The organism is Pseudonocardia nigra, from assembly GCF_019396355.1.
Lineage (GTDB): Bacteria > Actinomycetota > Actinomycetes > Mycobacteriales > Pseudonocardiaceae > Pseudonocardia > Pseudonocardia nigra.
The window spans coordinates 1-7510 of the sequence record NZ_JAHKRK010000295.1 but is presented as its reverse complement, the minus strand read 5'-3'; the positions used below and the strand labels follow the sequence as shown (position 1 = coordinate 7510).

Below are 7510 nucleotides of genomic sequence, written 5' to 3'. Positions count from 1 at the left end.
CCACTCAGTGACAGTATTGCCACCTTGCTGGCGTCCGCCGGCCGTCCGCCGGCCGGCCGGCCGCCCGCCGTCCGCTGGGCGTCCGCTGGGCTCGCTCAGCGCTCCTTCCGGTACTCCTGCAGCGTCCGCTCGTCCGGCGGGTAGGTGCCACGCAGCGGCGCCCCCGCCTCGATCCGCGCCAGCACGAACTCCTCGAGCCGCTCCTGCTCCACCGCGGCCTCGGCGATCTCCGCGGCCAGGTGCCGGGGCACACAGATCACGCCGTCCCGGTCGCCCACCATGATGTCGCCGGGGTAGACGGCCACCTCGGCGCAGCCGATCGGCACCTGCAGGTCGACGGCGTGGTGCTGCACGAGGTTCGTCGTGGGCGAGGAACCCGCCGCGAACGTCGGCAGCGCCAGGTCGGCGAACCCGGCGCTGTCGCGCACCGACCCGTCGGTGACGATGCCGGCGGCACCCCGGCGCACCAGCCGGGTGGCGAGGATGTGGCCGAGCGACGCCGCCCGCGTCCGGCCCCGCGAGTCGATCACCAGGACGCCGCCGGGCGGCACCGACTCGATCGCCCGGCGCTGCGGGTGGTCGTAGTCCTGGTAGACCGCCAGCACGTCCACGTCCTCACCGGCGGGGATGCAGCGGAGGGTGAACGCCTCGCCGACCATGCGGGTGCTGGCCGGGTTGAGGGCGGTGAGCCCCTGCAGGAACGTGTTGCGCAGGCCGCGGGCCATCAGCTGGGTCGTCAGCGTCGCCGTGCTGGCCGCGCCGAGCGCCGCCAGGGTGCGGGCGTCCACCGCCGCTTCGGTCGTCGTCATCGCGCTTCCCCTCTCAGTAGCCCGCGGCCGGGTCGATCGCGCCGATTAACGGCTCGCCCTCCCGGAACCGGGAGACGTTCTCCTGCACGCGCTCCGCGTACGCCGCCGCCAGGAGCGGCCGGGGGTTGGCCACGTGCGGGGTGACGATCGCGCGCGGGTGCCCCCACAGCGGGTGCCCTGCGGGCAGCGGCTCGGGGTCGGTGACGTCGAGCGCCGCCCCGCCGATGGCGCCGCGGTCGAGCGCGTCCACGAGCGCGTCGGTGTCGACGAGCGAGCCACGCGCCACGTTGACCAGCCACGCACCCGGCCGCATCGCCGCGAGCTGCTCGGCGCCCACGAGGTGCTGCGTCGTCGCGGTCGCCGGGGCCGCGACCACCACGTGGTCGGCCGCGGGCCACACCTCGGCGGTGCGCTCGGCCGGTAGGGTGCGCGCTGCGCCGGGCACCGGGGTGCCGGAGCGGGTCACCGCCAGCACCTCGACGTCGAACGGTGCGAGCAGCCCGATCAGGCTGCGCCCGATGCCGCCGCAGCCGACGATCGCGACCGTGGCCCCGCGCAGCGGGGTGATCGCCCCGCCGATCTCCCGCTTCTGCCACTCGGTCGCCCGGATGCTCGCGGGCAGCTGCCGGGTGCCGGCGAGCAGCAGGGCCAGGGCGTGCTCGGCCACGGTGGGGGCGTAGGCGCCCACCGCCGACGTCCACGTCCGCCGCTCGTCGACCGCGTCCACCCAGCGCTCGACGCCCGCGGAGGGCAGCTGGACCCAGCGCACCCCGATGGGCAGCTCGCGCGGGAAGTTGGTCGGGTCGGAGTCGGTCCAGACGACGGCGTCCGCCTCGCCCAGGGCCGCGACCTGCGCTCCGGCGGCCTCCACGGCCGCGACCAGCTCGTCCCGTGCGGCCGGGCCGATGTGGACCCGCGGCACCGCGTTGCTCGTCATACCCCTCCTCATTTCCAGCAAACGATGGTATACCAGTGCACCAGGATGCCAACCTCACTCGACGACGGCGACGAGGAGACACCATGAGCGACCCCTCCGCCCGCCCCCCGGCGCAGCAGGCCGCAGTGGCACCACCCGCGGACAACTTCCTGGCCTACGTCAAGGCGTTCGGGCCCGGGATCGTCGTCGCGCTGAGCTGGGTCGGCACCGGCGACCTGATCGACAACTCGGTGGCGGGCGGCAACTACGGCTACGCGCTGCTGTGGGTGCCCGCTCTACAACGTGCAGCAGGACCCGCAGCGCGTTGACGAAGACGTGGTCGGCATCGTCCTCGTCGGGATCAACTGGGGCGAGCTGGTGCAGGGCTTCGCCTTCGAGCTGCCGGCCCAGCAGGGCCTGTTCGACTCCGGGCTGGTGGCCTCCAGCATCGTCCTCGCCACGCTCGGCTCGATGGCCAACCTCTTCTACCCCGAGTTCCTGCGGGAGAAGGGCTGGACGACCCCGGCCCACCGCAAGGTCCAGCAGTACGACCTGCTGTTCGGCACGGTCGTGGTGCTGTTCCTGGGCGTGTCGGTGTGGGCGATCGGGGCCGAGGTGCTGTTCGGCGCGCAGGGGGTCAGCGAGGCCTCGGACATCGCCGGGGCGCTCGGCGTGGCCGTCGGACCGTGGTGGCCGGGGTCGCGCTGCTGGCCGCGGTCGGGCTGAGCATGCTGCACCCGACGGGCAGCGCAGGCGCGGGTGAGCGCGTGGCAGCCGGGTTCGCCTCCGGTGTCTTCGGCACGGCGGCCGGCGTGGGCGGGCCCGCGATCAGCCTCGCCTACCGCGGGCGCCCGCCCACCGAGATGCGGGCGACGGTGGGGCTCGCGCTGCTGACCGGCGTCCTGATGTCGCTGGCCGCCGTGGCCGTGGCGGGCAGGCTACACCTGGAGCAGCTTTTCGTGACGCTGCAGCTGCTGCCCGCCGTCGCCGCCGGGCTGTGGGCGAGCCGACGGCTCAACCGATATCTGGACGACCGGTGGCTGCGCCCGACGGTCCTCGTCGCCGCCGCGGCGGGTGGGGTATTCACGATCGTCCTGGCTCTGACCTGAAGGAGACTGCATTCATGACCACCGTCGCCGCCGCCGTGGCGGACCTGTTCGCCGAGGCCGGTGCCCGGCGCTGCTACACCGTCCCCGGCGAGTCGTTCCTCGCGCTGATCGACGAGGTGGCGAACCACCCCGGGCTGCAGCTGGTGTCGGTGCGGCACGAGTCGGGGGCGTCGTTCATGGCGGACGCCGACGCAAAGCTCACCGGGGTGCCGGCGGTGGCTATGGCCAGCCGCGGCCCCGGATCGTCCAACCTCGCCATCGGGGTGCACACCGCGCACCAGGACTCCACACCGATGATCGTGCTGCTCGGCCAGGTCGACTCGGGGCTGCGCGGGCGGGAGTCGTTCCAGGAGGTCGACCTCACCGCGTTCTACGGGCCCATCACGAAGTGGGTGGCCACGCCCGAGCGTGCCGAGGACGTCCCGGCCCTGGTGGCGCGCGGCTGGGAGATCGCGACGAGCGGGCGGCCCGGTCCGGTCGCGATCGCGCTGCCGAGCGACTTCGTCGACGTCGAACTGCCCGACGGTGCCGCGGTGCGCGTCCCGGCGCCCGCGGCCCCCGCCCAGCCCGACCCGGCCGCCGTCGAGGACCTCGCCGCACGGCTGCTCGCCGCCCGCCGGCCCGTCGCGATCGTCGGCGAGGGGGCCCGCCCGGCTCGGGAGGAGCTGGTGCGAGCGGCCGAGCGCTTCGGCATCGGCGTTTGCACGTCGTTCCGCCGCCAGGACACGTTCCCGGTCGACCACCCGCTGTTCCTCGGCCACCTCGGCCTGGCGGTGCCGCCGCAGACCGTGGACGCAGTGGCGGGCGCCGACCTGCTGCTGGTGGTCGGCACCCGGCTCGACGAGATCACCACCCAGCGGTACGCGCTTCCACGGCCCGGTTGCGCGGTCGTGCACATCGGCCGCTACGGCGCGGAGGGGCTCGACGCCGATCCCGCCGCCGCGCTCGCGGCGCTGGCCGCCACGCCGGGCGGGACGCGCGACGGCGACTGGGCCGACGTGCACGCCGCCGTGGACGCGTGGTCGACTCCGACCGTCCCGGGCCGCCCCGAGTCGCGCGGGCACGGGGTGCACCCGGTGGACGTGATCGCAGCGCTGCAGCGCGCCCTGCCCGCGGACGGGGTGGTGACCAACGACGCCGGCAACTTCGCGGCCTTTTTGCACCGCTACTGGCGGTTCCCGGCGACCACCGCGCAGCTCGCCCCGGTGAACGGGGCGATGGGCTACGCCGTGCCCGCCGCGGTGGCCGCCGCGCTCGCCGCGCCGGAGCGGCCCGCCGTCGCCGTCGTCGGGGACGGCGGGGTGCTGATGACCGGCCAGGAGATCGAGACCGCCGTGCGCGTCGGCGCGCCCGTGGTCGTGCTGGTGCTGCAGAACGGCATGTACGGGACGATCGCGATGCACCAGGCCCGCGACATCGGGCGCACCGCCGGTGTCGACATCGGCGACGTCGACCTGGTCCGGTGGGCCGAGGGGCTGGGCGCGGCCGCGTACGGCGTCACCGACGCCGGCGAGCTGGACGACGCCCTGCAGCGGGCGCTGGCCGGGCGGCGGCCCACCGTGGTGGCCGTCCGGACCGACCCGGAGGTGATCTCCCCGGCCGCGCGGCTGGACGACCTGCTGGCCGAGCACGGGGTTACGGTGCCGGCATGAGCGAGCTCGCGAGCGAATCGTCGGCACCGCCCGGTCGCGTCGCCCCCGAGGACCTGCGCAGCCACCGCTGGTTCGGCGTGCGCGACCTGCGCTCGTTCGGCCACCGCTCACGCGCGCGGCAGATGGGTTTCGACGCCGAGGACTACCTGGCCGCCCGGTGATCGGCGTCCTCAACACCTGGAGCGAGCTCAACCCCTGCCACACCCACTTCCGCGACCGGGCCGAGGAGGTCAAGCGCGGGGTGTGGCAGGCGGGCGGGTTCCCGGTGGAGCTGCCGGCAATGTCGCTGTCGGAGCCGTTCCAGAAGCCGACGACGATGCTCTACCGCAACATGCTCGCGATGGAGGCCGAGGAGCTGCTGCGGTCGCACCCGGTGGACGGCGCGGTGCTGATGGGCGGCTGCGACAAGACCACCCCCGGCCTGGTGATGGGCGCGACGAGCATGGGCCTGCCGTTCGTCTTCCTGCCGGCCGGACCGATGCTGCCCGGCCGGTGGGGCGCCGAGGTGCTGGGCAGCGGCTCGGACGCGTGGAAGTACTGGGCACAGAAACGCGCCGGCCGGATCACCGAGCAGGACTGGAACGAGATCGAGAACGGCATCGCCCGCTCGCCCGGACACTGCATGACGATGGGCACCGCCAGCACCATGACCGCGGCCGCCGAGGCGCTCGGCCTCACCCTGCCCGGGGCGTCGTCCGTGCCCGCGGCGTTCTCCGGCCACGCGCGGATGGCGGTCGCCACCGGGCGGCGCATCGTCGACATGGTGTGGCAGGACCTGCGCCCCGCCGAGGTGCTCACGGCCGCGGCGTTCCGCAACGCCGTCACGGTCGTGATGGCGCTCGGCGGCTCGACGAACGCGGTGATCCACCTGGTGGCGATGGCCGGCCGGGCCGGGGTCGACCTGCCGCTGGAGGCGTTCGACGAGATCGCCCGGCGCACACCGGTGCTGGCGAACATCCGGCCGTCGGGCGAGTACCTGATGGCCGACTTCCACGACGCGGGCGGGCTGCGCGCGCTGATGGCGCAGCTGGCGGACCTGCTGGACCTCGACGCGCGCACCGTGGGCGGCGGGACGCTCGGGGAGAACATCGCCGGCGCGGCGGTGCACGACGCCGACATCATCCGGCCCCGCGACCGCGCGCTGTCCCCAGAGGGCGCGCTCGCCGTGCTCCGCGGGAGCCTCGCCCCCGATGGTTGCGTGATCAAGACGACCGCGGCGAGCCCCGAGCTGCTGCAGCACACCGGCCGCGCGGTCGTCTTCGACGACTACGACAACCTCGCCGCCCGGATCGACGCCGACGACCTCGACGTCGACGAGACCTGCGTGCTCGTGCTGCGCGGCGCGGGCCCCCTCGGCGGCCCCGGCATGCCGGAGTGGGGACAGCTGCCGATCCCGAAGAAGCTGCTGCAGCGCGGCGTCACCGACATGGTCCGCATCTCCGACGCGCGCATGAGCGGCACCAGCTACGGCACCTGCGTGCTGCACGTCGCGCCGGAGTCGGCCGCGGGAGGCCCGCTCGCGCTCGTGCGCGACGGCGACCTGATCACGCTGGACGTCCCGGCCAGGCGGCTCGACCTGCTCGTGCCCGACGAGGAGCTGGCGCAGCGCCGGGCCGCGTGGCAGCCGCCGGCACCGCCCGCGGGGCGCGGGTACGGGGCGCTGTTCGCGCAGCACGTCACGCAGGCGAACGAGGGCTGCGACTTCGACTTCCTCGCCGGATCGGGCGCCCCGGAGCCGGCGATCCACTGAGCGCCGGCGACTCACCTGTCAGAAACGGGCGACTCGCGTGTCGGAAACGGGCGACTCGCGGGCTATGTGACGGCGTCGAGGGCGGCCAGGACGTCGGCGACCAGGTCGGCCGGGTCCTCGCACCCGGCGGAGAAGCGCAACATCCCGGGCGCCACGTCGTCGCCCCAGCGCTCCCGTCGATCGGCGGTGCTGCGCAGCCCGCCGAAGCTGGTGGCCGACCCGACCAGCCGCGACGTGGCCAGGAACTGCCCCACCGCGGCCTCCGACGGCAGCGTGAACCGCAGCACCCCGTTCCAGCGACGCATCTGCTTCGCGGCGATCGTGTGGGCGGGGTCGTCGGCGAGGCCGGGCCAGCGGACGTCGGCCACCGCAGGGTGGCCCTGGACCGCCTGCGCCAGCGCCTCGGCGTTGGCCGCCTGCCGGGCCAGCCGCAGGTCCAGGGTGGCCAGGCCGCGGTGGGCGAGCCAGGCCTCCATCGGCCCCGGGATCGCGCCGCCGCGGGAGCGCGCCTCGCGCAGCCGGGCGACGAGCTCGGGGTCCCGAGCGCTGACGTGCCCGAGCACGACGTCGCCGTGCCCGGCCAGCGCCTTGGTGTCGCTCGCGACCGCGAGGTCGGCGCCGAGCTCGAGGGGGCGCTGGCCCAGCGGAGTGGCGGTGGTGTTGTCGACGGCGAGCAGCGCGCCCGCCGCGTGCGCGGCCTCGGCGACCGCGGCGATGTCGGCGACCTCCAACCCCGGGTTGGACGGCGTCTCCAGCAGCACCAGCGCCGCCCCGTCGAGCACGCCGTCGGGCCACGGGCCCGCCGTCGGCACCTTCCGCACCTCGACGCCCAGCGGCGCCAGCTCGCCGTGGGCGAGCGAGCGGGCGAGGTAGTAGCCGTCCGAGGGCAGCACGAGCGCACCGGCGCGGCCGGTCAGGCGCAGCACGGCCGCGATCGCGGCCATCCCGGAGCCGAACACCACGCACTCGCCGCCGTCCAGCGCGCCGATCGCCGACTCCAGCGCCCGCCAGGTGGGGTTGTCGGCACGGCCGTAGAAGTCCGCGGGCGGGGGGTCTGCCGGCAGGCCGAGGTGGAACGTCGAGGACAGCACGGGGCCGGGGTGCACCGGCGCGCCCAGCGGTCCGTCCGAGTGTCCGCCGTGCACGCAGCGGGTGCCGTCTCCTGTCACGGCGGCACCCTACGTGCACGCCGCGGGCGACCCGTCGGCCCGCCGCCGATGCGCCGCCCACATGCCAGCAAGGTGGCCATACTGCCACTGGACGGCAGTATGGCC

Annotated in this window: 7 protein-coding genes and 1 pseudogene; 5 read left to right on the top strand and 3 right to left on the bottom strand. The window is 75.1% G+C overall.

Going from position 1 to position 7510, the window contains the following annotated elements; all coding sequences use genetic code 11:
• Positions 1-95: 95 nt before the first annotated feature.
• Together KME75_RS38205 and KME75_RS38200 are read right to left on the bottom strand one after the other, a co-directional pair.
• A complete protein-coding gene (locus KME75_RS38205) occupies positions 96-809 on the bottom strand; it encodes a ribonuclease activity regulator RraA (RefSeq protein ID WP_219419820.1) in 714 nt (237 codons plus the stop codon).
• A gap of 13 nt (positions 810-822) precedes the next feature.
• Positions 823-1746 carry a D-isomer specific 2-hydroxyacid dehydrogenase family protein gene (locus KME75_RS38200; RefSeq protein WP_219419819.1) on the bottom strand — a complete coding sequence of 308 codons (924 nt, stop codon included), beginning with the start codon at positions 1744-1746 and terminating at the stop codon, positions 823-825.
• Positions 1747-1829: 83 nt separating this feature from the next.
• On the opposite strand from KME75_RS38200, the gene KME75_RS38195 reads away from it, so the two are divergent.
• From KME75_RS38195 to araD, 5 genes and pseudogenes are all read left to right on the top strand, one after another.
• Positions 1830-2054 carry a hypothetical protein gene (locus KME75_RS38195; RefSeq protein WP_219419818.1) on the top strand — a complete coding sequence of 75 codons (225 nt, stop codon included), beginning with the start codon at positions 1830-1832 and terminating at the stop codon, positions 2052-2054.
• Positions 2055-2061: 7 nt separating this feature from the next.
• Positions 2062-2451: a hypothetical protein gene (locus KME75_RS38190; RefSeq protein WP_219419817.1), complete on the top strand. Its 390-nt coding sequence runs from the start codon at positions 2062-2064 to the stop codon at positions 2449-2451.
• On the top strand, positions 2412-2834 hold the full coding sequence (locus tag KME75_RS38185) for a TSUP family transporter (protein ID WP_219419816.1): 423 nt from the start codon (positions 2412-2414) through the stop codon (positions 2832-2834). The genes KME75_RS38190 and KME75_RS38185 overlap by 40 nt, the downstream gene beginning before the upstream one ends.
• A 14-nt stretch (positions 2835-2848) precedes the next feature.
• Complete coding sequence (locus KME75_RS38180) at positions 2849-4486, top strand: thiamine pyrophosphate-dependent enzyme (protein WP_219419815.1); 1638 nt, start codon at positions 2849-2851, stop codon at positions 4484-4486.
• Positions 4483-6236: pseudogene (gene araD, locus KME75_RS38175) on the top strand (L-arabinonate dehydratase). The gene KME75_RS38180 and the pseudogene araD overlap by 4 nt, the downstream one beginning before the upstream one ends.
• A 62-nt stretch (positions 6237-6298) precedes the next feature.
• Here araD and KME75_RS38170 read toward each other — a convergent pair.
• Entirely contained in the window at positions 6299-7405 is a 1107-nt protein-coding gene (locus KME75_RS38170; RefSeq protein ID WP_219419814.1) for a cystathionine gamma-lyase, read from the bottom strand.
• Positions 7406-7510: the final 105 nt, after the last annotated feature.

Bases quoted from the DNA above. Each gene is read 5' to 3' on its own strand.
- KME75_RS38205 (WP_219419820.1), bottom strand. From the start codon at position 809: ATGACGACGACCGAAGCGGCGGTGGACGCCCGCACCCTGGCGGCGCTC.
- KME75_RS38200 (WP_219419819.1), bottom strand. From the start codon at position 1,746: ATGACGAGCAACGCGGTGCCGCGGGTCCACATCGGCCCGGCCGCACGG.
- KME75_RS38195 (WP_219419818.1), top strand. From the start codon at position 1,830: ATGAGCGACCCCTCCGCCCGCCCCCCGGCGCAGCAGGCCGCAGTGGCA.
- KME75_RS38180 (WP_219419815.1), top strand. From the start codon at position 2,849: ATGACCACCGTCGCCGCCGCCGTGGCGGACCTGTTCGCCGAGGCCGGT.